The sequence below is a fragment of the Pseudomonas sp. Marseille-Q0931 genome (genome assembly GCF_940789645.1).
Classification (GTDB): Bacteria; Pseudomonadota; Gammaproteobacteria; order Pseudomonadales; family Pseudomonadaceae; genus Aquipseudomonas.
Genome location: NZ_CALNWT010000001.1, coordinates 381796 through 407452, shown reverse-complemented (window position 1 = coordinate 407452; position 25657 = coordinate 381796). Strand labels below are relative to the sequence as shown.

At 61.6% G+C, this 25657-nt stretch carries 26 protein-coding genes and 1 pseudogene; 5 read left to right on the top strand and 22 right to left on the bottom strand.

Translation table 11 applies throughout. From position 1 onward, the window contains the following. Positions 1 to 124: 124 nt before the first annotated feature. The 7 genes from fliT to P3C50_RS02015 all read right to left on the bottom strand — a co-directional run bounded on the left by fliT (position 125) and on the right by P3C50_RS02015 (position 5159). Entirely contained in the window at positions 125 to 418 is a 294-nt protein-coding gene (gene fliT, locus P3C50_RS02045) for a flagellar protein FliT (RefSeq protein ID WP_003460719.1), read from the bottom strand. Between the two features lie 30 nt (positions 419 to 448). Next, on the bottom strand, positions 449 to 826 hold the full coding sequence (gene fliS / locus P3C50_RS02040; protein ID WP_003460718.1) for a flagellar export chaperone FliS: 378 nt from the start codon (positions 824 to 826) through the stop codon (positions 449 to 451). A gap of 108 nt (positions 827 to 934) precedes the next feature. Then, a complete protein-coding gene (gene fliD, locus P3C50_RS02035) occupies positions 935 to 2344 on the bottom strand; it encodes a flagellar filament capping protein FliD (RefSeq protein ID WP_003460717.1) in 1410 nt (469 codons plus the stop codon). A 127-nt stretch (positions 2345 to 2471) separates the two neighbouring features. Beyond that, positions 2472 to 2825 (bottom strand): flagellar protein FlaG, encoded by a 354-nt coding sequence (locus P3C50_RS02030; protein WP_053527661.1) that lies wholly within the window; start codon positions 2823 to 2825, stop codon positions 2472 to 2474. A 69-nt stretch (positions 2826 to 2894) separates the two neighbouring features. Continuing rightward, entirely contained in the window at positions 2895 to 4316 is a 1422-nt protein-coding gene (locus P3C50_RS02025; RefSeq protein ID WP_275544684.1) for a flagellin, read from the bottom strand. Positions 4317 to 4599: 283 nt separating this feature from the next. Then, positions 4600 to 4911, bottom strand: a complete 312-nt coding sequence (locus tag P3C50_RS02020) for a type II toxin-antitoxin system RelE/ParE family toxin (RefSeq protein ID WP_003460712.1) — start codon at positions 4909 to 4911, stop codon at positions 4600 to 4602. Beyond that, entirely contained in the window at positions 4908 to 5159 is a 252-nt protein-coding gene (locus P3C50_RS02015) for an antitoxin (RefSeq protein ID WP_003460711.1), read from the bottom strand. The genes P3C50_RS02020 and P3C50_RS02015 overlap by 4 nt, the downstream gene beginning before the upstream one ends. 313 nt (positions 5160 to 5472) lie before the next feature. Here P3C50_RS02015 and P3C50_RS02010 point away from each other — a divergent pair. Then, positions 5473 to 5682: pseudogene (locus P3C50_RS02010) on the top strand (transcriptional regulator); the annotation flags it as partial. 565 nt (positions 5683 to 6247) lie between these two features. Here the strand turns inward: P3C50_RS02010 and P3C50_RS02005 are convergent. The 13 genes from P3C50_RS02005 to P3C50_RS01945 form a co-directional block, all read right to left on the bottom strand. Continuing rightward, the gene (locus P3C50_RS02005; protein ID WP_275544683.1) at positions 6248 to 7843 is read right to left on the bottom strand and encodes a flagellar hook-associated protein 3; all 1596 of its coding nucleotides are present in this window, start codon (positions 7841 to 7843) and stop codon (positions 6248 to 6250) included. Positions 7844 to 7882: 39 nt separating this feature from the next. Beyond that, positions 7883 to 9904 carry a flagellar hook-associated protein FlgK gene (gene flgK, locus P3C50_RS02000; protein ID WP_275544682.1) on the bottom strand — a complete coding sequence of 674 codons (2022 nt, stop codon included), beginning with the start codon at positions 9902 to 9904 and terminating at the stop codon, positions 7883 to 7885. Positions 9905 to 9912: 8 nt separating this feature from the next. Then, positions 9913 to 11094, bottom strand: coding sequence for a flagellar assembly peptidoglycan hydrolase FlgJ (gene flgJ / locus P3C50_RS01995; RefSeq protein ID WP_125865243.1), 1182 nt, complete (start codon positions 11092 to 11094; stop codon positions 9913 to 9915). Between the two features lie 7 nt (positions 11095 to 11101). Then, entirely contained in the window at positions 11102 to 12181 is a 1080-nt protein-coding gene (locus tag P3C50_RS01990; RefSeq protein WP_275545330.1) for a flagellar basal body P-ring protein FlgI, read from the bottom strand. A gap of 241 nt (positions 12182 to 12422) precedes the next feature. Next, on the bottom strand, positions 12423 to 13112 hold the full coding sequence (gene flgH / locus P3C50_RS01985; RefSeq protein WP_147810732.1) for a flagellar basal body L-ring protein FlgH: 690 nt from the start codon (positions 13110 to 13112) through the stop codon (positions 12423 to 12425). A gap of 50 nt (positions 13113 to 13162) precedes the next feature. Then, the gene (flgG, locus tag P3C50_RS01980; protein WP_003460701.1) at positions 13163 to 13948 is read right to left on the bottom strand and encodes a flagellar basal-body rod protein FlgG; all 786 of its coding nucleotides are present in this window, start codon (positions 13946 to 13948) and stop codon (positions 13163 to 13165) included. A gap of 33 nt (positions 13949 to 13981) precedes the next feature. Beyond that, positions 13982 to 14722, bottom strand: coding sequence for a flagellar basal body rod protein FlgF (locus tag P3C50_RS01975; RefSeq protein ID WP_003460700.1), 741 nt, complete (start codon positions 14720 to 14722; stop codon positions 13982 to 13984). Positions 14723 to 14877: 155 nt separating this feature from the next. Beyond that, on the bottom strand, positions 14878 to 16182 hold the full coding sequence (gene flgE / locus P3C50_RS01970; protein ID WP_092376330.1) for a flagellar hook protein FlgE: 1305 nt from the start codon (positions 16180 to 16182) through the stop codon (positions 14878 to 14880). Between the two features lie 24 nt (positions 16183 to 16206). Continuing rightward, positions 16207 to 16896: a flagellar hook assembly protein FlgD gene (locus P3C50_RS01965; RefSeq protein WP_092376333.1), complete on the bottom strand. Its 690-nt coding sequence runs from the start codon at positions 16894 to 16896 to the stop codon at positions 16207 to 16209. 10 nt (positions 16897 to 16906) lie between these two features. Further along, positions 16907 to 17350: a flagellar basal body rod protein FlgC gene (flgC, locus tag P3C50_RS01960; RefSeq protein ID WP_003460696.1), complete on the bottom strand. Its 444-nt coding sequence runs from the start codon at positions 17348 to 17350 to the stop codon at positions 16907 to 16909. Between the two features lie 11 nt (positions 17351 to 17361). Further along, positions 17362 to 17769, bottom strand: a complete 408-nt coding sequence (flgB, locus tag P3C50_RS01955; RefSeq protein ID WP_092376336.1) for a flagellar basal body rod protein FlgB — start codon at positions 17767 to 17769, stop codon at positions 17362 to 17364. 521 nt (positions 17770 to 18290) lie between these two features. Further along, the gene (gene cheR / locus P3C50_RS01950; protein ID WP_275544681.1) at positions 18291 to 19118 is read right to left on the bottom strand and encodes a protein-glutamate O-methyltransferase CheR; all 828 of its coding nucleotides are present in this window, start codon (positions 19116 to 19118) and stop codon (positions 18291 to 18293) included. 43 nt (positions 19119 to 19161) lie between these two features. Beyond that, positions 19162 to 20094 (bottom strand): chemotaxis protein CheV, encoded by a 933-nt coding sequence (locus P3C50_RS01945; RefSeq protein WP_275544679.1) that lies wholly within the window; start codon positions 20092 to 20094, stop codon positions 19162 to 19164. 77 nt (positions 20095 to 20171) lie between these two features. Between P3C50_RS01945 and flgA the strand changes: the two genes are divergently transcribed. The 4 genes from flgA to P3C50_RS01925 all read left to right on the top strand — a co-directional run bounded on the left by flgA (position 20172) and on the right by P3C50_RS01925 (position 22759). Next, positions 20172 to 20930, top strand: coding sequence for a flagellar basal body P-ring formation chaperone FlgA (gene flgA / locus P3C50_RS01940; protein ID WP_074856809.1), 759 nt, complete (start codon positions 20172 to 20174; stop codon positions 20928 to 20930). Positions 20931 to 21065: 135 nt separating this feature from the next. After that, positions 21066 to 21401 (top strand): flagellar biosynthesis anti-sigma factor FlgM, encoded by a 336-nt coding sequence (flgM, locus tag P3C50_RS01935; RefSeq protein WP_003460690.1) that lies wholly within the window; start codon positions 21066 to 21068, stop codon positions 21399 to 21401. Positions 21402 to 21451: 50 nt separating this feature from the next. Beyond that, positions 21452 to 21919, top strand: a complete 468-nt coding sequence (gene flgN, locus P3C50_RS01930; RefSeq protein WP_003460689.1) for a flagella synthesis protein FlgN — start codon at positions 21452 to 21454, stop codon at positions 21917 to 21919. A gap of 90 nt (positions 21920 to 22009) precedes the next feature. Beyond that, positions 22010 to 22759: a flagellar brake protein gene (locus tag P3C50_RS01925; RefSeq protein ID WP_074856806.1), complete on the top strand. Its 750-nt coding sequence runs from the start codon at positions 22010 to 22012 to the stop codon at positions 22757 to 22759. A 100-nt stretch (positions 22760 to 22859) separates the two neighbouring features. On the opposite strand, the gene P3C50_RS01920 is transcribed toward P3C50_RS01925, so the two are convergent. Then, positions 22860 to 24167, bottom strand: a complete 1308-nt coding sequence (locus P3C50_RS01920; protein ID WP_275544677.1) for an MFS transporter — start codon at positions 24165 to 24167, stop codon at positions 22860 to 22862. Positions 24168 to 24205: 38 nt separating this feature from the next. Then, the gene (locus tag P3C50_RS01915; RefSeq protein WP_275545329.1) at positions 24206 to 25447 is read right to left on the bottom strand and encodes a glutamine synthetase family protein; all 1242 of its coding nucleotides are present in this window, start codon (positions 25445 to 25447) and stop codon (positions 24206 to 24208) included. Between the last annotated feature and the right edge of the window lie 210 nt (positions 25448 to 25657).

The following is a 25657-nucleotide window of genomic DNA, read 5'->3' as shown; positions in this document are numbered from 1 at the left end:
GCGTTCCCGTACTCGCTGCGGTTGCACCCGCCCTACCGATGCAGCAGGGCAGCTTTTTCTCCCCTCTCCCCAGCCCTCTCCCGCAAGCGGGAGAGGGGGCAGAAACCTGCGCTAGCCATGACAATCAGCCGAACAACTGATAGACCTTGGCCCCCTGGCGAGCCTGGTTGATCTGCACCAGCTCATCGCCAAGGCGTTTGCGCTCGGCCGTGCACAGCGTAACCAGCTCGCGGTAGAGCAGCAGCAGCTCCTGCATGCTGTCGCGCAGGCGCGCCTCATCGCCCCCCTCGTGCATGGCCGCATCGACCGCCTGGCGGCATTGCAGATCCAACTTGCCGATGGCCACCCAGTCCTGCCTGAGCAGGGCATCGCGCAGTGCGCAGCCGGTTTCTTCCAGACGCTGGACAGACGAACTCATGATTTTCTCCCGGATTGTCCGGCACGGCCCTCAAGCAATGCCATCCCAGCCTTCTTTCAATTCACGCAGCAATTGCGCCACCTGACGCAGGATCGCCTCATCGTTTTTCAGGTTGGCCTGGGCCAACTGCCGAATCATGTATTCATAGAGCCCATCGAGGTGCTGCGCCAACTCGCCCCCCTGGCCCTTGTCCAACCCCTCGCGCAGGCCACCGACGATCCCGATCACCTTGCCGATCAGCAGCCCCTTCTCGGCGACCTGGCCACGGGCAAGCGCGCCCTGGGCCTGCGCCAGGCGATCCAGGGCGCCTTCGAACAACATCTGGATCAAGCGATGGGGGCTGGCCTCGGCAAGCTGGGACTGGGTACTGACCTGCTGATACTGCCTGAGCGCGGACGCTGCATACATGACGACTGCTCCTCGATAACCAAGTCACTGCGTGGACTTGACAGGCTATCGGCCGGCAATCGGGAATCTTTAGGCTGGAAGCCGCACAGCGGCGGCTCTCCCTGACACTCATTTTTTGTTGGAATTGTTCAGCGCCTCGAGCGTGCTCAGAAGGCTCGCGCTGCTTGCATTCAACTGCGCCACCAGGATATCCATGTTGTTGTACTTGGTGTACAGCGAGGTGGTCAGCGAATCGATGCGCCGATCCAGCGCCTGCTGCTGCTCGCTCAATTGCGTCATGGTCTTTTGCAGCGACTCGGTGCGACCGGCCAGCAGCCCTCCGGGTGCCGTGTAAGGCTCGGTGACCGATTTCAGGCGCGGAATCAACCCGTCGTCGCCGACGAAGAACGCCTGAACCTCATCGTAGTGGGTCTCCAGCGCGCTGCTCAGCTTGGCATCGTCGATCGACAGCGTACCGTCCTTGTTGGTGGTCACGCCCAGTTGCGCCAGAACGCTCAGCTCACCGCTGCCGGTCGAGGGCTGTACCAGTTCGTTGCGTATCGAACCGAGCAGCGAGCGAACCAGGGCGTCGCCCACCAGCGCGCCGGCATCGGTACTCGTCTCGTCTTCGCTGGTGGTTACCCGGGTCAAGGCATTGGTGACGGTGATCAGGTTGTTGTAGGCACTGACGAAAGCCTCGATGGAGGTTTTCAAGCCCTCGGTATTGGGCGCCACGGTCAGGGTGGTGGTGCCCTCGGCCGTCAGCTTGATGCTCAGGCCGCTCAGCGCCGTGACGGTGTTGGTGGAGCTGCTCAGCTCCAGGCCGTCGATCTTGTAGGAAGCATTGCTGGCCAGGGTGATGGAGCCAGCCCCGGTGCCCGACTGCTGGGTAAGGTCGTGATTGCCGTCCTCATCGACGTTGATGTTCAGCGCCGCCAGATCCCCCGTGCCCTTCACATACAGGTCGGTGCCCTCCCCGGTGACCTCCGAGGACAGTACCAGGCGCGCGCCACTGGCATCGGTGATGATGTTGGCGCTGATGCCCGCAGTGGCGGAAAGCTGGGAGTTGATCGCATCGCGGATTTCCGTCAGCGAAGCCCCCGGCGCGACCTGAACCTCATAGGAGGCGTTGTCGCCGACGTCGATGGTCAGCGTGCCGCCGGAATCGAAGGTCGTGGAAGCACCGCCCTCCAGGCTGGCACTGGCCACTTTCGACGAACTGGCCAGGCTGATCACCTCCACCTCGTAACTGCCGGGAACCGCGCCCGCGCCAGCAGTGGCGCTGGCCACGCCATCGGCGGAGGACTGCACGCCGAGCCCTTCGAAGCTGCTGGAGGAACTCTCCAGGGCGGTCAGCGAGGCTTCGAACGTCTCGACCGCGCTGGTCAGCGTACCCACGGCCGAGAGGCTGGTTTCCGTCTTGGTCGTCAGCCGGTCGATCTGCGCCTGCTTGGGCGCCTTTTCCGCATCGGCGATGGCGGTCACCATGCCGTCGATATCCAGCCCTGTACCCAGACCGGAAATAGTGGTGCCTGACATGTCGACCTCCTCGCAACGAATTATTGACGCCCTGCCACTGCCCAGCAATTAACGAGCCAGTCACTCAACCTGTGTAGCAGCGAATTTATTCGCGAACCCGTTCACCGCAGGCTCACGCCTGTGAAAATCACGCCTCTTCGCGAAACAGCAGGCTGCGCATGTCCTCCAGGCGCGCCGCCAGACTCAAGGCCACCTCGGAGGGAATCTGCCGAACCACTTCGCCGGAACCGCCATCGACGACCTGCACCACCACCCGGCCGGTGCTGTCGTCGACCTGGAAATTGATGTCGCGGCGAATCGACTGCATGGCGCTCTGCATGCTCGCCACCGCCGACTCCTGTTGCTCGCGCGGTACGTTCGCCACGGCCTCGGCCGCCTGGGGATTCTCGCCCGACTGCCGTGGCCGCTCGACGGCCGCCCCGGCTACCTGGCGCGCCGATGGCGTCAGGCTGCCAATTGGCGTAACGCTTGTAATGGTCATGAGAGCACCTCGCAATGGGCAAAGGGGGAAGGCTTGCGCACTCCCCCCTCCACCGCCTCAGAGATTGGCTTATTGCAGCAGGCTCAGCACCGCGGACGGCAACTGGTTGGCCTGCGCCAGGATCGCGGTGGACGCCTGTTGCAGGGTCTGCTGCTTGGTCAGCTCGGCGGTTTCCGCGGCGAAGTCGGCATCCTGGATCCGGCTGCGGGCGGAAGTGGAGTTCTCCACGATGCTCTGCAGGTTGGCCACGGTGCTGTCGAAGCGGTTCTGCACGGCACCGAGGTCGGCACGCTGGCTGTCGATGTTGGAGATCGCCTTGTCGATCACCGCAATGGCATTTTGCGCGCCATCGGCGGTAGTGATGTCGGTCTGGGTGATGGTGGTCTTCACCGAGGTAGCCGTGGTTCCCGTCGCGGCGAACAACCCAGTGACGCCATCGCCGTTGAGGGTATAGCCCTTGGCCGAGTTCAGCTCGACCGCACCGGTAGCGATCAGACCGTCAGCCAGAGCCACCGCAGAGCCATAGTCACCCGAACCGTCCTTGGTAGCGATCGTGATCGAACCGGCGTCGGTGGAGTCACTGAAGGAGATATTCTCACCAGTATCGGACTTGACCGACAGGGTACCGGCTTCCTCGTTGTAGTTGACGCTGATACCCAGCTTGGAGGCGTTGGAGCTCAGTTGTTCGGCCAGGCTGGCAGTGTCGGTAACCCCGACAAAGTCGACGCTCTGATCGCCCACAGTCATAGTGAAGCTGGCCGGAGTCGTGGCTGCAGCCGCGTCAACCGTGAATTGGGCCTCAGTGCTGGCGGTGGCAGTCAGGCCGCTGATCAGGCCATTGAGCTCCTTGGCAACTTCCTTGGCAGAAGCGCCTTCATCAACGGTTATGTCCTCGCTCTGGCCACTACCAGTCACCGTGATAGCGCCACCCGCAACACCCGTGGTGCTGGGCTCGACGCCTACCGACTTGACCTGCTGGGAGCCGATGCTGTTTGCAGAGATGTTACCCAGCGTGACGTTGATGGTTTCATTGGCGTTGGCGCCGACCTGGAAGCTGGTGGTACCGAAAGAACCGTCCAGCAGGTTACGACCACCGAAGGTGGTGGTATTGGCGATACGAGTCAGCTCGGTGGTGAGCTGGGAATATTCAGACTGCAGGGAGGCACGGTCTTCGGCGCTATTGGAGCCATTGGCCGACTGCAGGGCCAGCTCACGCATACGCTGCAGGATGTTGGTGGACTCCTGCATAGCGCCTTCAGCTGTCTGGGCGATGGAGATACCATCGTTGGCGTTCTTCACTGCCACATTCAGACCGTTGATCTGACTGGTCAGGCGGTTGGAGATTTGCAGACCGGCGGCATCGTCCTTGGCACTGTTGATTTTCAAGCCGCTGGACAGGCGCTGCATGGTGGTGGACAGGGCATCGGAAGCCTTGTTCAGGTTTTTCTGGGTGTTGAGCGATGCAACGTTGGTATTGACGGTAAGAGCCATGACGAGAACCTCGTGGTGTGGGCTTGTACGACTCCCGGCCTTGGCAACCGACCGGGACGGCCTGGAGAGCTTTCACTGGGTTTATCGTCGGGCCCTGCCAATTCTTTAGCGTTTTTTCAATATTTTTTCCTGATTGGCAACGAGCTTCAGCCGTACTGACCACGCGCCGGCAGGGCACAGGCGCAACCCTGTAGCCCGGATGAAATCCGGGGCGGTTTGGCATGCCGCCCGACCTTTCCCGGATTTCATCCGGGCTACCCGCTTGGCTGAGCATCGTCGCCCTTCAGTCTTTGAGCCGGTCGGCCAGTCGTGCCATCAGGTTCATGCGCTCATGGAAAATAGCTACGATCAAGGCAGGCGCGCCCTCACGCAGCAGACAGAATATGTAGTGATGTTCGTACCGCCCCATCCGTAGAGCCGGAAAAAGCACACTCATGTCTTTGAACGCACCCCGACCATCGGCGAGGCTGGCTATACCCTGTTCCAGCGTAGCGATGTAGCGGCGTGCCTGCGCATCGCCCCATTGCTTGCGCGTGTAGCGGACGATGCCACGCAGGTCGGATTCTGCCGCCGCAGTGAGAACGTAGCCGGTCAAGCCTGGCCCTCGGCCAGTTCTTCATCAAGAATTTCGCTGATGCTCTTGGTAGACAGATTGCCAGCAAGCCCCTCGTGGATGCGGGTACCGAGCAGCGCTTGCAACTCGTTCCATGCCTGATTGGCGTCAAGATCACCTGGAAACAGCCTTTCCAGCGCGTATTGTTTGATGGTCTTGCCCTGCAAGGCAGCCAGCGCTTTCAGGCTTTGGTGCTGTTGGTCTGTCATGTCGATGGTTAGGCGGCTCATGGGATGACCTCCGAAATTACAGGTTCCCACATTTACACGGATGTGCTGATGAAACAAGCATTGGCTCAGTTCAAGCACTGTGCTCGCCGATACACCCTCGGCTCTGGCTCCTGCTTCGCTCTACCTCCTGCATCCATGCAGTCGTCGGCTCTGGCTCCTGCTTCGCTCTACCTCCTGCATCCATGCAGTCGTCTCCCATAAATGGGAGAGGGGAGAAAAAGCTTCACCCGATTGCCCTGCGCCAAATCATCTCGGCTTTCTCCACGAGGCCGTTGTATGCCATCGTTAACGCCAGAGAGATGGAGTAATCGCCATGAACATTCGCCCGATCCGTTCAGACAGCGAGTATAGAGAAGCGCTCAAAGAGGTTTCCGCCCTGTTTGACTGCGAACCGGCACCCGGCACCCCGGAAGGCGACGCCTTTGAGGTCATGCTGACCCTGATCGAAGCCTACGAAGCCAAACACTTCCCGGTCGATCTGCCAACCCCGGTTGAAGCGATCAAGTTCCGTATGGAGCAGTCCGTAGCCTAATGCCGGTCAGTTAAGAAAAACGCCGCGATGCCGGTACGGAATCGCGGCGTTTTCTTTACCTGATTGGCAACGAGCTTCAGCCGTACTGACCGCGCGCCGGTAGGGCACTGGCGCAACCCTGTAGCCCGGATGAAATCCGGGGCGGTCTGGCATGCCGCCCGACCTTTCCCGGATTTCATCCGGGCTACCCGCTTGGCTGAGCATCGTTGCTAATCAGGTTTCTTTATGCCTGAACGAATAGAGCCTCCCTGTAGGAGCGAGCGTCGCGAGCGCAGCTTTTTCGCGAGCAGAGCTCGCTCCTACAATCAGGTCGCCACAGCCGCAATACGGAGGCGGGCATGGATCGGCTGATCAACTGGGCTATCGTCCATAGCATCACCAACCGGCACCTCGATGACTTCGACAACTTCGCCAAAAGTATCGCCAGTCTAACCCTGGATCAGTGAAACAATAGTCCGGGGGGATAATGCCGTGCCCCGGATTACGCCTGCGGTTGACCCAAACACCTGCAGGTCGCCCCCGCCCTTCGCTTCCCACGATACGACCGTACGGACATTCACATCTTGTTGAACAGGCTCAACTGCGAAATCCGCACGAACGATGCCTGGGCGGCCTCCAGCTTGGTCATTTGCAGCACCAGTTTGGAGATGGCCTCGGCCATGTCGGTGTCGCGGATCGTGGACTGGCTGCTGGCATTGGCGATCTGCAGGCTTTCGTTCTCGGTGCTGAGGGTGTCGATGACGTTCAGCCGCGCACCGATGGACGCCTGGGTGGCCAGCACCTGGTTCATGCCGTTGTCCAGGTTGCTGATGGCCGAGGCCACGGCCTCGGTCAGCGCCAGTTGCGCGGCAGGGTCGCCGGATACCGGGGTCTTCAGCGCGGCACTGAGGTTGCCGATGGTCTCGAACACGCTCTGGGTTTCCGCCGACTTGCCCTGCACCACGAAGGTATCGCCCGCCGCCGGTGCCGCGCTGATCTGCAGCTCCACGCCGGCGAAGCCGATGGTCTCGGGATAGGTACCCGACAATGAGCCGCTGGCAATCGGCGTGCTGCCCGTCAGCACCGGCTGGGCATAGACCTCGTAATCACTGGCGCTGGTAAAGCGAAGCTGCACGCCGCTGCTGGGAAACTGGGTGGTGTAGGCGGTCGGGTCGACCACGCTGCCGGAAGTCAGTTGCGCGGTGGAGGTGTTGCTGGCGCTGCGCGTGGTGACGATCTCGGTGTCCGCCACGCCGAAGGTGAAGCTGTAGCCGGTCAGCAGGCTGTCCAGGTCACCCTGGCCATCGGCCTCCTGCAGGGCCACATCCAGCTCGAAACTGGCGCCGCGAAAGTTGATGGTGGTGCCGTCGATGGCGGTCGGATCGAATACGCCGCCCGCCAGCGAGGCTTCGCTGGTCACGTCGTTGCCTGAGGCATCGAAGATGCGGAACTCCGTACTGCTGACCAGCTCCAGGGTGTAGGGCTGGCCGTCGCGGAAACTCTTGTCGTACTGGGTGGTGTTGCCGACCTGGCCCTGGGAAAGATAGACGCGCTGGCCGTCGGTGTTGGGATCGTTGTCCAGGTTGGACTGGGTGCGGCTGGCATTGGGCACGTTCTCGAAGATGCTCCAGCCGCTGTCGTTGATGGCCAGCGTGCCGGAACCTGAAACCTGCAGATTGAGGCTGGTCTGGCCGCCCTGGTAGCTCACCGAGCCGTCGGGGTTGCGCACGAAGGGCTGCACACCGCTCTTGGAGCCAGCGAAGATGTAGTTGCCGCTGGCGTCCTGGCTGTTCATCAGGTCCAGCAACTGCTCCATGATCTGATCCAGTTCGCTGGCGATCGAGCTGCGATCCTCGTCGGAGAGCGCGCCATTGCCCGCGTGGACGGCCAGTTCACGCGCGTTCTGCAGTACGTTTATCACGGTGTCGAGCAGGGCCACCTGCTGGGTCAGCGAGTTGGTGGCCGTGGTCATGTTGGCGCTGTACTGTTCGAGCTGGGCCTGCTGCTGTTCCAGTTGCAACAGGCGCGCGGCGCCGACCGGATCGTCCGCGGGGGTCTGGATGCGCACGCCACTGGAGATCTGCTGCTGGGTCTTGACGATCTCGGCGTAACCTTTCTGATAGCCGGAGATGCTGGTCTGAAACATCTGCGAGGTGGAGATGCGCGTGCTCATGGGGTCATGCCTCATACGGGCCGCATCAAGGATGCGGCGTCAAAAACTGTTGATCAGGGTATCGAACGTGGTGCGCGCAACTTGAATGATTTGCGCCGCCGCCGTGTAGTACTGCTCGAACTTGATCAGGTTGGCCGCCTCTTCGTCCAGGTTGACCCCGGACAGCGACGACTGGCTGCTGGTCGCCTGGGCCAGGATGGCTTCCGTGGCGGCGGCGTCGAGCTGGGCTTGACTGGTCTTGGCGCCAATGGTTTCGATCAGCGAACTGTAGGAGGTGGTCAGGCTCATGCCGTTGTTGCCATTGACCGCGACGGTCTTGGCCGTCTGCAGTTCCAGCACCGCCAGGGCGTTGCGGTTGTCACCGGTGCCGTCGCCGTTGAAGGCGATGGTCAGGCTGTCGCCCGCCGCCGGGGAACCGGCCAGGGTCATCTCGAAGGCGTATTCGCTGGGCACGCTGGGCGGGTTGGCGGGAACGCTGACCGTCACGACGTTGCTCTGCCCCGGCACGATGCTGCCGCTGCCGATGCTGTTGCCAGCAACGTCGTACAGGGTGTAGCCCTGGGCGCCGCCGCTGGGCGCGTCGTAGACCAGTTTGATCGGCATGCCGTTTTCCAGGCTGCTCTGCATGTCGGCAACGGCGGCGGCGTCGTAGATGTCGATCAGGGTGATCAGGCTCGGCTGGCTGACGCTGCCGCTGCCGACGTTGCCGGTGGTCAGGGTCGCCGCCAGGGGGGCGGCGAAGGCCAGTTGGTTGGAGTCGGTCATGCTCACTTTGATGTCGCCCGCCGCATGGCGGGTCGGCAGGATGGTGAACCGGTCTCCGGCCGCCACGCTGCCGCTGTCGAGTGCCAGGGTGAAGCCATCGATCACCGGCGGCGGCGAATCGGTCAGGTCGTAGCTGCCCATGTCCTTGCCGTCGGACAGGCGCCTGACGCTGTAGCCGGTAGCGCTGGTGAAGGTCACTTCGTAGTCGCTGGTACTGAGCGCGCTGGTGTCGTCGATGTACACGCGCAGGTTGGCGGAGGTATCGCTGTTGCCGGCTTGCCCCAGGCTTCTCTGCTGCTGCAGGGTCAGCTCATTGATGTCGCTGAACAGCATGGCGCCCAATTGGCCATTGAGGTCGAGCCCCTGGCCGAGCTGGCTGTTGACCTGGTCGGCGAGCACCAGCGCCAGGCGTCCGAGGTCGTTGAGGGTGGTGTCGAGCACTTCTTCGCGGTAGCGCAGCAGGCCACCGATCTGTCCTCCCGTGATCGACGAGGTGACGTCTATCGTGAAATGGCCGTTCTGCGTCAGGAGCAGGGCATAGCGCGACGGGTCGTCGGCGCTCGGCACCGCGCTGAGTTGCGCCGCGCTGCCGCCCACCACCAGCGGCTGGCCATTGCCGATGAACAGGTTGTAGCTGCCATCCTGCTCGACCACGGTGACCCCGATCAGCTCGGAAAGCTCTCGCACCGCCTCGTCGCGCTGGTCCAGCAGGTCGTTGGGCGAGGCGCCGGAAGCGGAGGCATTGACGATGGCCTGGTTGTACTGGGCGACACTGGCCGCCAGGCTGTTGACCTGCTGAACCATGCTCGACAACTGCTGGTTGATGTAGCCGTTCTGTTCCGCCAACTGGCTGTAGATGGAGTTGAAGCGCTCGCCCAGGGTCGATGCCTGGGTCAGCAGCAATTGCCGCGAGGCGGTATCGGTGGGGCTGGCCGCGGCGGTCTGCAGGGCGGCGAAGAAGTTCTCCATCACCGCGGTGATGCCGGTGGTGCTGTCGGCCAGCAGCGAGTTGACCTGGCTGATCTGGGTCAGGTAGGTCTGCGCATCGCTGTCCAGCGCGGTGGCCGTGCGCACCTGGGTGGTCAGGTAGCCGCTGTAGATACGCCGCACGTCGGTGATCGAGGCGCCACTGCCGAGGTAGGTCGCGCCCAGTTGCTGCGAGTTATTGGAAACCTGCATCGCCTGCTGGCGGGTATAGCCGGGAGTATCGGTATTGGTGATGTTGTTGCCGGTCACGGCCAGCGCGGTCTGGCTCACGCGCAGGCCGGAAACCCCGATTGCGAGAAGATCAGCCATGAGTCACCTCAGAGCGTCCGGGTGGAGGCGCCGTCGGCGCGGGCAATGGTCTGGTAGGTCGCGTCGATCTTGCGGGCGATCTGGCTGATCTTGCGGGCGTACTGCGGATCCGTGGCGTAGCCGGCCGACTGCAGCTTGTTGACGAACCGCTCGGAGTTGCCAGTGGCCGCCAGGGCCTCCTGGTAACGTGGGTTGCTCTGCAGGAAATCGACCAGGTCATGGAAGCTCTGGCGATAGGAGTCGTAGGCGCGGAAACTGGCCGCTTCACGTACCGTCTGCCCGTTGCGATATTCACGGGTGATCGCCCGCGCCGACTCCCCCTGCCACTGACCGTGGGTCTTGATGCCGAACAGGTTGTGGCTGCTGCCGCCATCGCCACGCCGCAGGATGGACTTGCCCCAGCCGGTTTCCAGGGCGGCCTGGGCCACCAGGTAACGCGGCTCGACACCAATGCGCTCGGCGGCCTCGCGGGCCAAGGGCAGCATGGTCTCGACAAACTCCTCCGCGGAGGCGAATGCCGGCGTGCCTTTGGCCAGCGGCGGCTGCTGACGTGCCGGCTGGACCGAGGTGTCCAGCGCTTCAGTGGGCTTGGCGGCCGTGGCCTTGGCCGGCAACCAGTCGCTCCCGCTGGGGGGTTGCGCCCCGGTAGTCGGGACAATGCCCGCCAACAGGCGATCTTCCAGGCGCGGCGGCAGGGACAGCCGGCGCTGGTTGAGCAATGCGGCCTGGGACACCGGAGTGGTAGCGCTGTCGGAGTGACGATCCAGGCGGTTGTGCTCGGCCGCGGCCGGCGCGGCAAGGCTGTTCTCAGGCTGCTCCACGCTATGGCCGAATGGGCTGCGGCGCGGCGCCTCACCGCGCAATCCGCTCATCTGCCGCACCAGCACATCGGACAAACCAATACCGCCGCCCTCACGGGAGAGGTGGATGGCCAATTGCTGGTCGTGCATTTCTTGATAATGGCGCGTGGTATCGCTGTCGAACAGGCTGTCCTTGGCGATCGACTCGTTGGACGAGCGCATGGATTTGAAAATCTGGTTGATGAACAGCGCTTCAAACTCTTGGGCAACCTTACGGATATTGCCTTCGCTGTCGCGCTGCTCTCCGGTTTTCATGCCGGCTAGGCGATTCAGGTCGGTATAGGCGGCAGAATCGCTGGTTTTGCGTGCGCCTGCTGACAATGTATTCATGGCTACCTCAAATCACTATCAGGTCGGCTTGCAAGGCGCCTGCTTGTTTGAGCGCCTCGAGGATGGCCATCAGGTCGGAAGGCGCGGCGCCCACCTGATTAACCGCGCGAACAATCTCATCAAGGGTGGTGCCAGGGCCGAATTTGAACATGGGCTTGGCCTCCTCATCGGCATTCACCCGCGAGCGCGGCACCACCGCGGTATCGCCACCGGCCAGGGCGTTGGGCTGACTGACGATAGGGTCTTCGGTAATGGTCACGGTCAGGCTGCCATGGGTCACCGCAGCCGGCTGCACCTTGACGTTCTGGCCGATAACGATGGTCCCGGTGCGCGAGTTGATGATGACCTTGGCCACGGCCTGGCCGGGATTGACTTCGATGTTTTCCAGAATCGACAGGTAATCGACCCGCTGGTTGGGATCGAGCGGCGCGCTGACGCGGATCGAGCCGCCGTCGATGGCCTGGGCCACGCCCGGGCCGAGCAGGTCGTTGATCTGGTCGACGATGTTCTTCGCCGTGGTGAAGTCCGGACGATTGAGGTTCAGCGTCAGGTAGTTGCCCTGGTCGAAACCGCTCGGCACCGGACGCTCCACCGTGGCGCCACCGGGGATACGCCCGGCGGACGGCACGTTGACGGTGATCCGCGAGCCATCGGCGCCGCCGGCATCAAAGCCGCCCACCACCAGGTTGCCCTGGGCAACGGCGTAGACGTTGCCATCGATACCCTTGAGCGGCGTCATCAGCAGGCTGCCGCCGCGCAAGCTCTTGGCGTTACCGATGGACGAAATGGTGATGTCGATGGTCTGCCCAGGCTTGGAGAATGGCGGCAGCTCAGCATGCACCGATACAGCGGCAATGTTTTTCAGTTGCACGTTGCCGCCGGCCGGCACCTTGATGCCGAACTGCGCCAACATGTTGTTGAAGGTCTGCACGGTAAAAGGCGTCTGCGTAGTTTGGTCGCCGCTGCCGTTGAGGCCGACCACCAGGCCGTAGCCGATCAACTGGTTGCTGCGCACCCCTTGAATGGACGCCAGATCCTTGAGCCGTTCGGCCTGGGCCTGCTGGCTGATCAGCAGGCAGGCGAGCATGATCGCCAGCAGCAGCCAGTCGTTGGCACCACGGCGGCGCTGGCCGCGATAGGCGCAGGCGAACTGCTGACGGCAGGAGGCCGACTGCGAATGCACAGGTGTCCGTTGTAGGAGCGAGCTCTGCTCGCGAACCCGCAATTCGGTAAAAGCTTCGCGAGCAGAGCTCGCTCCCACAGGCGATCTGGCGGGTTGCACCCGCCCTACGGCGACAGAGGTCATCCAGGTTTTCATGTTCATGTCCTCAGAACGGCCACAGCGGGCTGAGGAAGAATCGGCTCAGCCAACCTGGCTGGCTGGCGTCGGCGAAGGAACCGGTTCCCGAGTAGGTCAACCTGGCGTCGGCGACCCGAGTGGATGAAACGGTGTTGTCGCTGGCGATGTCGTCGGCCCTGATCAGCCCGGCAATCCGCACCATTTCATTGCCGGTATTGAGCGTCAGCCACTTCTCGCCACGCACCACCAGCACGCCGTTGGGCAGCACTTCGGCCACGGTCACGGTGACCGAGCCGGTGAGGCTGTTGCTCTGCGCCGCGCTGGCATCGCCGGCGCTGTCCCGCGAACCGTTGAACTGGGTTCCCAGATCCATCCGGTTTCGCGTCAGCGGGTTGGTGGCCGACACCCCTCCACCGAACAACGAGGTCAGCCCGATATTGGCGGAACTGTCCTTGCTGATGTCGGAGCGGGCCGCCTTGCTCGCCTGGGTGCGCTCCTCCAGGGTGATGGTGATGATGTCGCCGACGCGAAAAGCCTTTCGATCGTCATACAGATTGCTCTCGAAACCGGCCTGGTAGATCGCGCCACTGGTCGCGTTGGCCGGCAGCGGCGTACGCGGCAACACGGGTGCATAATAGGGATCGTCCGCCTTGGGCGCAGGCGCCACGCACCCCCCCAGCAGCAGACAAACCGACGTCAACACAATCAGACCTTTCATCGCACACCTCACATCCAACACTCTGCCCGCCCTAGCGATCCCGATCAGACTCAAAGCGTCTGCGTGATGAACTGCAACATGGAATCGGCCGTGGAAATGACCTTCGAGTTCATTTCGTAGGCGCGCTGTGTCGTGATCATGTTGACCATTTCCTCGACGACACTGACGTTGGAGTTTTCCAGGGTATTTTGCAAAACGGTGCCCAGGCCATTGAGGCCCGGCGTTCCCACTTGCGGAGCGCCACTGGAAGCGGTCTCCAGAAACAGGTTGTTGCCAATCGCCTGCAGGCCGGCCGGATTGATGAAATCGGCGGTCTGCAGGTTGCCGATGATCTGCACCGCGGCGCTGTTGGCGGTGGTCACGGACACCGTGCCATCCTCCCCGACGGTGAAGGTCTGGGTTTCGGCGGGCACGACGATGGCCGGCTCCAGGGCGAAGCCGTTCGACGTGACGATCTGGCCGTCGGAATCGAGGTGATACGTGCCGTCGCGCGAATAGCCGATGGTGCCATCGGGCAGCAGAATCTGGAAAAAACCGCGCCCGTTGATCGCCATGTCCAGTGGCTGGTCGGTGGTCTGCAGGCTGCCCGTGGTGAAGTTCTTCTGGGTACCGACGATCCGTACCCCCGTACCCAGTTGCAGGCCGGACGGCAGCTCGCTGTCCTGGGTCGATTGAGCGCCTGGCTGACGGCGGATCTGGTACAGCAGATCCTGGAACTCGGCCCGGTCGCGCTTGAAGCCGGTGGTCGAAACGTTGGCCAGGTTGTTGGATATCACCGACAGATTCATGTCCTGGGCGGACAAACCGGTCTTGCTGACCCAAAGCGCTGGAAGCATGTCTATCTCCTCGCCCTGCGCGGGCGCTACTCGTTAGCTGATCTGCATGACACGGGCCATGGACTCGGAGCCCTCCTTGGCCGTGTTCATCATCTTGACGTGCAGTTCGAATTGTCTGGACAGGGCGAGAATGGCCGTCATCTCTCCGACGGCGCTCACGTTGCTGCTCTCCAGGAAGCCAGAATGCAGGCGTACGTTGGCATCCGCTTCGAGCAACTGGCCGTCTCTCATATGGATGAGGCCGTCGCGCCCCTTGCGCATCTGCGCGGTATCGGGGTTGACCAGCTTGATGCGGTCGACCTCGGCCAGGACATTCGGCGCTTCGCCCAGGGCGCGAATGCTGATCGTGCCGTCCTGACCGATCTCGACTTTCTCCTCGGGCGGCACGGCGATGGGCCCGGCATTGCCCATGACCGGCAACCCATTGCCGGTGCGCAGCATGCCTAGGGCATCGATCGACAGGCTGGCGGTGCGTACATAAGCCTCGGAGCCATCCGGGGCCTGCACGGCAATCCAGCCATCACCCTCTATCGAAACATCCATATCCCGCCCGGTTTCCTGCAGTACGCCGGGCGTGAAATCCGTAGCGGGCCGCTCGGACATGGCGTAGACCCGCGCCGGATAGCTGTCACCGAAAACCGGCATGGCCCGCGCCTGTTCCAGATCGGCGCGAAACCCGCTGGTGGAAATGTTCGCCAGATTATTGGCATGCGCCTTTTGCGCATAGGTGTTCTGGCTCGCGCCCGACATGGCGACATAAAGCAATTTGTCCACTTCGACCTCCGCCGTGAAAACGACTCTCGGACAGATCAAAGCAAGGCACGTGCCAGGCTAATAATTTTAAGTAAGTTATTGTTTTTAAAAAACAAAAAAGCCCTCCATCACGGAAGGCCCTTTTGACGGCGGCAAGAATATGCCGCCCGCCGCCGTCAGCGGATGTTGATGATCGTCTGGGCGATCGCATTCTCCGTTTCGATGGTCTTGGCATTCGCCTGGTAGTTGCGCTGCGCGATGATCAGGTCGACCAGTTGCGCGGTCAGGTCGACGTTCGAATCCTCCAGCGCACCGGAGACGATCGAGCCCAGCGTACCGGAGCCCGGCGTACCTATCACCGGCTCGCCCGAGGCCAGCGACTGCTTCCAGGCCGTTCCGCCCACCGGCGTCAACCCCTGCATGTTGGCGAAGGTGGCCAGCGCCACCTGGCCAATCAAATTGGCCTGGCCATTGGTATAGGTGGCGAACAGTTGCCCGGTCTCGTCCACCGACAGCCCGGACAACTGACCGGTGGTATAGCCATCCTGCGACAGGCTGTTGACCGCGAAGCGGGTATTGGTCTGGGTCATGTTGCGTAGATCCAGAGTCACCCCCGATGTGCTCGCCGCGGCACCGTTGTCGCCCCAGGTGACCGGATCGGTGGTGGCGTCGGTGATGGTCGCCGGCACCCAGTCGGCCAGCGTGATGGTGCCATCGGCATTGACCGTGAAGTCGCTGGAGGCCGATGCCTGCAGCCTGCCGGAGGTGTCGAACGACAGCGACGCCTGATACGGATCGGTGCTGGCGGGATCACCGGGATTGCGCCCGTCGATCAGCACGTGCATGCTCCACTCGTTGCTCGCCTCCTTGACGAAGTACTGGGTCATGGTGTGCTCATTGCCCTGGGAGTCGTACAGGCTCACCGAGGTCGACCAGTTGAAGGAACCGGAGACCGTGGGGTCGAAGGCGATGGTGGGCACCGTCTCGGACGAGTTGAGCGCCACCCCCTGGGTAACGGTCGAGGTGGCATTCGGCGCCTGGTTGCTGGTGTCGACGGTCAGATTGGTCAGCACGCCATTGACCAGGTTGCCATCGGCGTCCACCCCGTAGCCCATCAGGTTGTTGCCCGAGTTGTCGATGACGTTGCCCTGATTGTCCACCTTGAACGCGCCGGAGCGGGTGTAGAGCTGGGTGCCGCCATCGTTGACGATGAAATAGCCACTGCCATTGACGGCCAGATCCAGGCTGTTGTCGGTGTAGCTGATGTTGCCCTGGGTGTGCTGCTGGGCGATATCCGCCGTAATCACCCCACTGCCGACCGCGTTGCTGCCGGTGCCGAACATGCTGCTGGCATAGAGGTCCGCGAACTCCGCACGCGAATACTTGAAGCCCGTCGTCCCGGTGTTGGCGATGTTGTTGCCCGTTACATCCAGGTGGGTGCTGGCCGCCTTCAACCCACTGAGCGCCGTATTGAACGTCATGTCTTATCTCCCGATGCCTGTTGATTACTGGCCGACGCTGATGACTTTGGATAGCGCGACATTTCCGGCACCCGCCAGGTTCAGCGTCATGTCGCCGCCCCCGATGCCGAGCGTCACGCTGTTGACCGTTGCCGGCAGATAGGTTTCCAGCGCGGTGGACGTGCCACCCAGCGACGCGGAGGCCGAGAATTTGTAGGTGCCCGCGGGCAGCAGTTGGCCGCTCTCATCGGTGCCGTCCCAGGTGAAGTCCACCAGGCCAGCGCTGCTTTGATTATCCAGCGGTATGCTTTTGACCAGGCTGCCCGCCTCGTCGTAAACCCTCACCGAGACGTTGTCGGCCGCCGTTGGAACCACCAGCGTGCCGGTCAGCCCCGAAACACCATCCACCTGGGTGCTGCTGGCGGAAACCATCACGCTGCGCCCCACCAGGGAAGAGGCTTGCAAAGCCTGCGACGATTGATAGCTGCCCAGCAGCGAGTCCATCGAAGCGGAGATATTGGTCAGACTTTCCAGGCTGCTGAACTGCGCAAGCTGAGCCACGAACTCGCTGTTGTCCTGCGGATCCAGCGGGTTCTGGTTGTTCAACTGGGTCACCAGCAGCATCAGAAAGTCATCCTTGCCCAGGCTGGAGTAGCTGGATTCGTTGGTGTTGCTGGTCGAGGTGCCGGAGTATGTCGACAGCACGCTGCTGGAAACAGTCTCTGTGGTGCTCATGGCTATGTCCTTACTGACCCAGGGTCAGAACCTTCTGCAGCATGGTCTTGGCGGTATTCATCATTTCCGCATTGGTTTGAAAGGCTCTACTGGCCGAAATCATGTCCGCCATTTCCTCGACCACATTGACGTTCGGATAGAACACGTACCCATCCGCATTCGCTGCCGGATGACTGGGCTCGTAGCGCATGTCGAGATTGCTCTGATCCTCGACGATGCCGAGCACCTGCACCCCACTCCCCGCCTCGTCCTGCTCGGCGAACAGCGAACCACTACCACTGTTCTGCGACTGCTGGAACACGGTGGCGAACACCGGATGACGGGCACGGTAGGTCTGCTCGATACTCGAAGAGACAGACTCCGCGTTGGCGATATTGCTGGCCACGGTATTGAGGCGAGTGCTCTGCGCGCTCATGCCGGTTCCGGCGATGCTGAAAACACTGGCAAGGGACATGGTCGCGCTCCTTATTCGCCGCGCAGGGCGGCGGTGAGACCTTTGAACTTGCTATTGAGGAAGGTGAAACTGGCCTGGAAATGCACGGCATTCTCGGCATAGTTGGACTGCTCGATCTGCAGATCCACGGTGTTCTGATCCAGCGACGGCTGCATCGGAATACGGTAGGGCATCTCAGCCTCACCAGTGATCACACCATCGGCAGGAATATGGCGGCTATCGGTGCGGTTCAGGGAAACGCCACCGCGCTGCATGCGATTGCTTTGCTCAGCCAGGACACTGGCGAAGTCCAGATCACGAGCCTTGTAATTCGGCGTATCGGCGTTGGCGATGTTGTTGGCCAGCACCTCAGCGCGCTGGGCGCGGAAACCGAGTGCCTGTTCGTGGATGCCGAGTGCCCTGCCGAAGTTGATGCTCATGTCTGCAACCTTTGCCGCTGGGGCTGTCTGGTCTTTCCTGGCAGACATTCAGCAAAGGCTGTGCCAACTTATTTAAGTCAACAAAATCAATAGCTTAAAGCATGACGAACAGGGAAATAGCGGCAAAGCGGCAAGGCTTTACCGCCTATTGGCAAGCAAGCGGCAAAGCCAACCGGACAGATTGCCGCCCCGCCGAACCCTGGGGCGCGCGATGCGCATCGGTTCTTCTGCACCAGGCCAAACCGCTGGTGCCTACGGCGAAACCTATCCGATCGGGCCCATGGTTTTCAGAGTCCAGAAACGCAAACGGGAGGCCAAAGGCTAATGCTGATCAGATAAGTTCGTCACCACCCCCTCCTACTTGCAGTAGAGGGGCGTTTTTCGTAGGAGCCAGCTTGCTGGCGATGCTTTTTATGGCGGATCGCCGGCAAGCCGGCTCCTACAAAGATCGAGTGCAACGGCTTAACTGACTGGCATTAGGCCAAAGGCCTCCCGCTGCTGATACCAAACATGCCTTGCGCCTATTTGGCCTTGTAGATGATCCCCGGGCTGCACTGCACCATCTGGTACTTCTCGGGCAACCCGTTGAGCGCCTCGGAGGCCCCCAGGAACAGATAGCCGCCTGGCTTGAGGGTGGCATGGATACGCGTGAGGATGTCCTTCTTCACCTCGGCCGAGAAGTAGATCAGCACGTTGCGGCAGAACACGATGTCGAACTTGCCCAGCGCCGCATAACTGTCGAGCAGGTTCAGTGGCCGAAACTCGACGCGGCTCTTGATCGGCGCCTTGACCTGCCAGCGCCCCGGCCCCCTGGAATCGAAATAACGCTGCAGACGCTCCTGCGACAGACCGCGGCCCATGGCCAGGCTGTCGTACTCGCCGGACTTGCAGTTGCTCAGCATCGACGGAGACAGATCGGTGGCGACGATCTGCACACCCGCCTTGAGCTGGCCGAGGTTGGTACGCTCGAACTCGTCGATGGTCATCGACAGCGAATAGGGCTCCTGCCCGGACGAACAGGCCGCCGACCAGATGCGCAGACGCTGGGCCGGGTAGGCCTTGATCAGCTCCGGCAGCACCCGGCTCTTGAGCACCTCGAACGGATAGGTGTCGCGAAACCACAGGGTCTCGTTGGTGGTCATGGCATCCACCACCTGCTCGCGCAGCCCTCCGCGCGGCTGGCTTTGCATGCGCTGCACCAGTTCGCCCAGGGTCTTGATGCCATTCTGCTCCATCAGTTTGTTCAGACGACTGGAGACCAGATACTGCTTGTTGCTACCCAGCAGAATACCGCAGGCCTTTTCCAGGAAAGTCCGGAACTGCTCGAAATCCAAATTACCTGAAGACACTAGTGCCGCCTCACCAACCATAACGTTCACCAAGGTTTGTCCCTCAGCCCCCATCCGCTACCCGAATGCGCTCGACCACCCGCGCCGCCAGATCATCCGGCTTGAACTTGGCGAGGAAATCGTCGGCGCCGACCTTCTTCACCATCGCCTGGTTGAACACCCCGGACAGTGAAGTATGCAGGAGGATGTGCAGCTTCTGCATGCGCGGATCGCTACGAATCTCCGTGGTCAGCGTATATCCGTCCATCTCGGGCATCTCGATGTCGGAAATCAGCATCAGCAGTTCCTCGTCGGGACGCCGCCCCTCCTCGGCCATCTGTTTGAGGTAATCGAGCGCTTCACGGCCGTCGTTCAGTGCCGTGACTTCCACGCCTACGGTCTGCAGACAGCGCAGCACCTGCTTACGCGCCACCGAAGAGTCGTCGACGATCAGCACGTGCTTGGTCAGCGCCTGACTCTGTACCTGATCGTCGATAACGCCCGCGGAGATCACTTCGGAGGTAGGCGCCACCTCGGCGAGAATCTTCTCGACATCGATGATCTCGACCAACTGCTGGTCGAGCCGCGTGACTGCTGTCAGGTAGTGATCGCGTCCGGTGCCCTTGGGTGGCGGATGGATCTCCTCCCAGTTCATGTTGACGATACGTTCGACCGAGCGCACCAGAAAACCCTGAACCTTGGTGTTGTACTCGGTGATGATCACGAAGCTGGTCTTCAGATCTTCCAGCGCGGCACGGCCGGTAGCGATGGAAAGATCGAGAATCGGGATGGTGCCCCCGCGAATGTTGGCCACCCCCCGCACCACCGGACTTGATTTGGGCATGATGGTGAGTTTCGGGCATTGCAGCACCTCTTTCACCTTGAATACGTTGATACCGTAAAGCTGTGGGCCTTCCAGGCGAAACAGCAACAACTCCAAGCGGTTCTGTCCCACCAACTGAGTGCGCTGGTTAACCGAATCCATCAACCCGGCCATGCCCGGACTCCTTCTTATCCAGTAACGCCTACCCCGTTGAGCCTAGCAGGCGGCACGGGGCTTGCTTTGCATTGCTTATGAAGCAGAGAACGTCATCATTCCGTCAGCTACTAGCAAAGTGCCTTGCCCCTTTGCCCGTTTTACTCGCTTTGCCGACACTCGGCTACAGCGCTACGGCGGCTGCCACCTTCACCAGCACTGAACAACTTATCGGCGCCACCGAGGCCTTTCTTGAGCAGGCGACCACTGAATATCTACAGCGTAGCGAAATTCAGGGCCGCCATGAGATTCGCGTCAACCGTCTCGACCCACGGTTACGCCTGCCTCTGTGCGATCAGCCGCTGACCACCACGCTGGAAAGCCCGGCGCAGCCGCTGGGCCGTGTCACTACGCGCGTGCGCTGTGACGGCAGCGCTCCGTGGACAGTATTCGTGCCCGCTGAAGTGCGCTTGTATCGCCCCATTGTCGTACTGACTCGCCCGCTCAAGCGCATGAGCGTAGTCAAAGCTACGGATTTGAGCCTGGTTGAACGCGATGTCGGTCAATTGGGTCAGAACTTTCTCACCGACCTGAATCAGGCGATCGGCAAAAAATTGACGCGCCAGCTCGGTAGTGACCAGATTCTTCTTTCGACTCATCTGCAAATAGCCGAGGTCATTCGGCGCGGCGACCAGGTGGTGATCAGCGCTCGCGGCGCTAGCGTGAGTGTCCGTATGCCCGGCGAAGCTCTGACCGATGGTGCTCCAGGCGAACAGATCAACGTGCGTAACCTGCGTTCGCAGCGAGTCGTTCGAGCCCGCGTTGTCGGGCCTGGGCAAGTGGAAGTACCCATGTAGGCATGTTTCTTGTAGCGCAAAGACGTGGCGATTCCCTACACTGTTAAACGACGCGATGAAATTAATCCTAAAGTTTTCCCGGCAGCAGCCGAGAAGCATGGCAAGCGTCCACCATATCGTCCGAGGTTCTGCATCATGGTCATCGACTTCAACCGGCTGAACAATGCCAATACGCCCGCCAATGCGGGACGTACCGGCGCGACTCAGGCTGGCAATCGCAATGAGTCGGCACAGCCGAACAAAGCGCCTGTCACCGGTACTGATGAACAGACCAACACCAAGAGCGGTGAATCGGTACAACTGAGCCGTGAGGCACAGCAGTTGCAAACAATCGGCGAGAAGCTGCGTGATCAGCCCATCGTCAACAAGGAGCGTGTGGCCCAGCTGAAACAGGCCATTGCTGATGGCAGCTATCAGGTCGACAGCAAACGCGTCGCCCAGAAACTGCTCGACTTCGAATCCCAGCGCTAGTCTCAGGGCTGCGCTGGGGGTGTTGGACGCCCGACCCCCAAGAGCCCGCCATGAACGACACAGCCTTGCTTGACCTCTTCACCAACGATATCGGCACCGCCGAGCAATTGCTTGAGCTGATCGATAACGAATTCCAGGCCCTCACCGAACGCGACCTGCCGCGCCTCGACAGCCTGCTCAGTGAAAAACAACCTCTGCTTGCCCTGCTTCAACAGCACGGCAACGAGCGCAGCCGTCTGCTGCAAAACGCCGGTCTGAGTGCAGATCGCGAAGGGCTCACTGCGCTGGCGAGCAAGTCCTCCGTAGGTGATCAGTTGCTGGTACGCAGTGAGGAGCTGTCCGCTCTCCTGCAGCGCTGCCAGGAGGCCAATCTACGCAATGGGCGTTTGATTCGCGCCAACCAGGCCTCGGTCGGCAGCGTCCTTGGTATTCTGCGCGGCGCAGAGACACCCGGCCTCTATGACAGCCGCGGCGGTGCCGCTAGAATCGCGCAGCAAAGACCGCTCAGCCAGGCCTGAGCCATCCCCCAACAAAAAGCACAGGGACATGCAGGCACTCTGCCAGTATGCTAGTGCCGTTATAGCTCATGAACCGGAGAGTTCCGTCCTGTGTCCAGCGCGTTCAACGACGAGAGCGGTCCTCAGCCGCCCAAGGTGCTCAAGACATCCGTCGAGATCATTGCCATCCTGCGTCAACTGCAACAGAACCATGACCCCCTGATCATTCAGTTCAAGGGGCGCGACCTGCGCTTCCAAAGCTACCTGGTTGAAATCGATAAAGACCGTGCTCGCGTGGCACTGGACGAAATCATCCCCAACGATGGTGAGCGTTTTCTCAAGCAGGGTGAAACCTTCAACATAGAAGCGTTTCGCGACGGGGTACGCGTCGCCTGGACCTGTGATCATGACGTGCAGCTCGGCGAGCTCGAGGGAGCCCCCTGCTACTGGGCGCCGCTACCCAGTGAGGTAATCTATCACCAGCGCCGCAGCGCCTTTCGCGCACAATTGAAACAAAGCGATCTGGTCAAGGTTGTACTCAATGGTGACAAACTGCGCGAGTCGCTGCCAGGCCATCTGCTGGACATCTCGGCCACCGGCTGCAAACTGCGTTTCGCCGGTAATCTCAGCCAGCAATTAAGCAATGGCCAGGTGCACGAGCGACTCACAGCTTACCTGCCCTTCGGCAACCTGACCTGCGCAGTGGAAATACGTCATGTGCAATACGAGGACAAGGTCGACATGACCTTCGTCGGCACTCGTTTTCATCGCATGACCGGTCTGGAGCAACGCCAGGTCGAGCGCTTCGTCTATCAACTGCAACGCGAGGCCCGTCGCACCGAGAGCGACGGCCCCTTCTGAGCCCACCCCCTCCATTCGCGCAAAGCCCGTAGGGTGGGCTTCAGCCCACCAAGGGAGGCCGCCGTGGGCTAAAGCCCACCCTACAAAGTCTGGCGGCGGACTACCCCCGCTTCACGTCCGGCTCAACCTCCTCCTCGCCCGCCGCAGCTGGCTCCTGCATCTGCTCCTGTACCGTCTGCTCATCGACCCGCGGGTCGAGAGCGGCGACCAGTGGCGAGCTGGTTACGTTGCCGGGCATGGCCATATGCTGCAGCGGCGCATCATCGACCTGATGCAGGTGGGTCACCACTTCAGGACGAATGCGCCAGACCAGAATCAACGCGCAAACGCTGACGAACACATAGAGCATGTTGGCGCCGTAGAAACGCATCAGCACACCGGCCAGCAGCGGGCCGATGCAGGCGCCCACGCCGAAGGTGACCAGCAGCATGGCCGTCAGTGATACCCGCCGCTCCGGCTCGACATGGTCATTGGCCAGGGCCACGGCCAGTGGGTAGAGGCTGAATTGCATCATGCTGACCAAAAAACCGACACCGAACAGCAGGCCGAGAAATACCTGTGGCAGTGCCGCCAACGGCAAGGCAGCCAGCAGCAGCAAGACCGAACAGCCACGAATCAGGCGCACGCGGTCATGTCGATCGGAAAGCCAGCCCAGCGGCCACTGCACCAGGAGACCCGCCAGGATGCAGCTGCCCATGAACAGCCCCACCTGCTCGGTCGATAGCCCCATCCGAGTGGCGTACAAAGGCGCCAGGCCATAAAAAGAACCGATCAACAGGCCAGCCACGGCGATAGCGGTCAGCGACAGCGGCACGCGACTGAGGAAGAAGCGCAGCTCCAGCGGTGCCGGATGCAAGGGCGCCGGGTGTAAACGCCGGGTCAGCGCCACCGGCACCAGGCACAGCGCGAAGCACAGCGCCACCAGCATCAGCAGCTCCAGCCCCAGGGTCGGGTGTACGACCAGAGCCAGCTGGCCAAGGATCAGTCCCAGATAAGAGGCCGCCATGTAGCCACTGAACACCAGGCCACGCTGCTTGGCTTCGGCCTGCTCGTTGAGCCAGCTCTCGATCACCATGTACTGGCACATCATGCCCAGGCCCACCAGCATACGCAGGAACAGCCAGAATGGCAGCCACTCGATCAGCCCATGGCCGAGCACAGCAGCCGTGACTACGCCAGCACAGGCCACATAAGCACGGATATGCCCCACCCGGCCGATCAGCCGATGCCCCAGCTTGCCGCCGAGCACAAGGCCAAAGTAATTGGCCGCCATCAGCGCACCGACCCAGAGACCATCCACAGTATCGGCCAGGCGCAGTGCCAGGTAGGTACTGAGCAGACCGGAGCCAAGCAACATCAGCAGGGTGGCGAAATAAAGCGAGCGGAATGACTTCCAGATCAGTCGCATTGGCGGGTAAAGCTCCTTGTACGGTAACCGGGTGAGCGTCACGCCTGTGCGGCGAGAACACGACGCTCCCAGGGCGTAATTTCATCGTAGAAGCTGGTCAGCTCCAGGGTCTTGCTGGCGATGTAACCTTCGATGAATTCCGCACCGAACAGTTCGATTGCCAGCTCGCTGCGTTTCAGACGCTCGATCGCGGCGTGCATGGTACAGGGTAGCGCCAATTCTTCCGGCACCTCGAACTCACCCTGGATCGGCGCGCTGGGCTGCAGCTCACGCTCCAGACCATGCAGACCAGCCGCCAGGCTGGCAGCGAGGGCCAGATAAGGGTTGGCATCGGCACCCGGCAGACGATTTTCCACCCGCCGCGCCACCGGGGCACTGGCCGGAATACGCAGGCCGGCGGCGCGATTGTCCACCGACCAGCAGGCGTTGTTCGGCGACGCATAGGGATGACACAGGCGCTGATAGGAATTCACGTGCGGTGCGAACAGCAGGGTGAAATCGGCCATTGCAGCCTGCTGACCGCCGATGAAGTGATAAAAAGCCGCTGTCGCCTCGCCATTGTCAGCGCTGAAGATATTGCGGCCACTACCCCGCTCCACCACGCTCTGGTGGATATGCATGGAGCTACCCGGCGTATGCGCCAGCGGCTTGGCCATGCAGACCACGGACAGTCCATGCTTGAAGCCGACCTCCTTGAGCAGGTGCTTGAACAGGAAGGTCTGATCGGCCAGCTGCAACGCGTCGCCATGCAACAGGTTGATCTCGAACTGGCTGACGCCCATCTCGTGCATGAAGGTGTCGCGCGGCAGCCCCAATGCCTCCATGCAGCGATAGACCTCGGCGAAGAACGGCCGCAGGCCATTGCCGGAGCTGACGCTGAATGCCGAGCCACCGTCTTCACGACGGCCATCCAAGCCCACCGGCGGCTGGAACGGCTGCTGCGGGTCGGGGTTGGCGGCGAACACGAAGAACTCCAGCTCGGTCGCCACGACAGGCTGCCAGCCATGCTCGGCGTAGCGCGCCAATACCCGTTTGAGCAGACCGCGCGTGGAAAGCCCGGAGCTGCGCCCGTCCAGTTCGTCTGCGTCGCAGATGGCCAGTGCGCGCGGCGACTCGCTCCAGGGCAGAGGGTGAATCTGGCAAGGGTCGGCGTTAAGCACCAGATCGCCATCGTCACCGCCGTAGAAACGTGCCGGCGGGTAGCCGCCCATGATGCATTGCAACAGTACGCCGCGAGCGAGCTGCAGGCGCCGCCCCTCAAGAAAACCGCTGGCCGTCATCACCTTACCTCGGGGAACTCCATTGAGGTCCGGAGTTACGCAATCGATCTCATCGATGCCCTGCAGCAGGGTTTCCAGTGCGTGACGGCTGGCAGTGCTCATCTTTTGTTGTCCTTGAATGACGCGGATACCGCCTGATGGCGAGGATGCGTACAAAATACGCACCAGTCGTTCGATATTTCAAGCAGGCAAAGCTTGCCGAGATGCGAC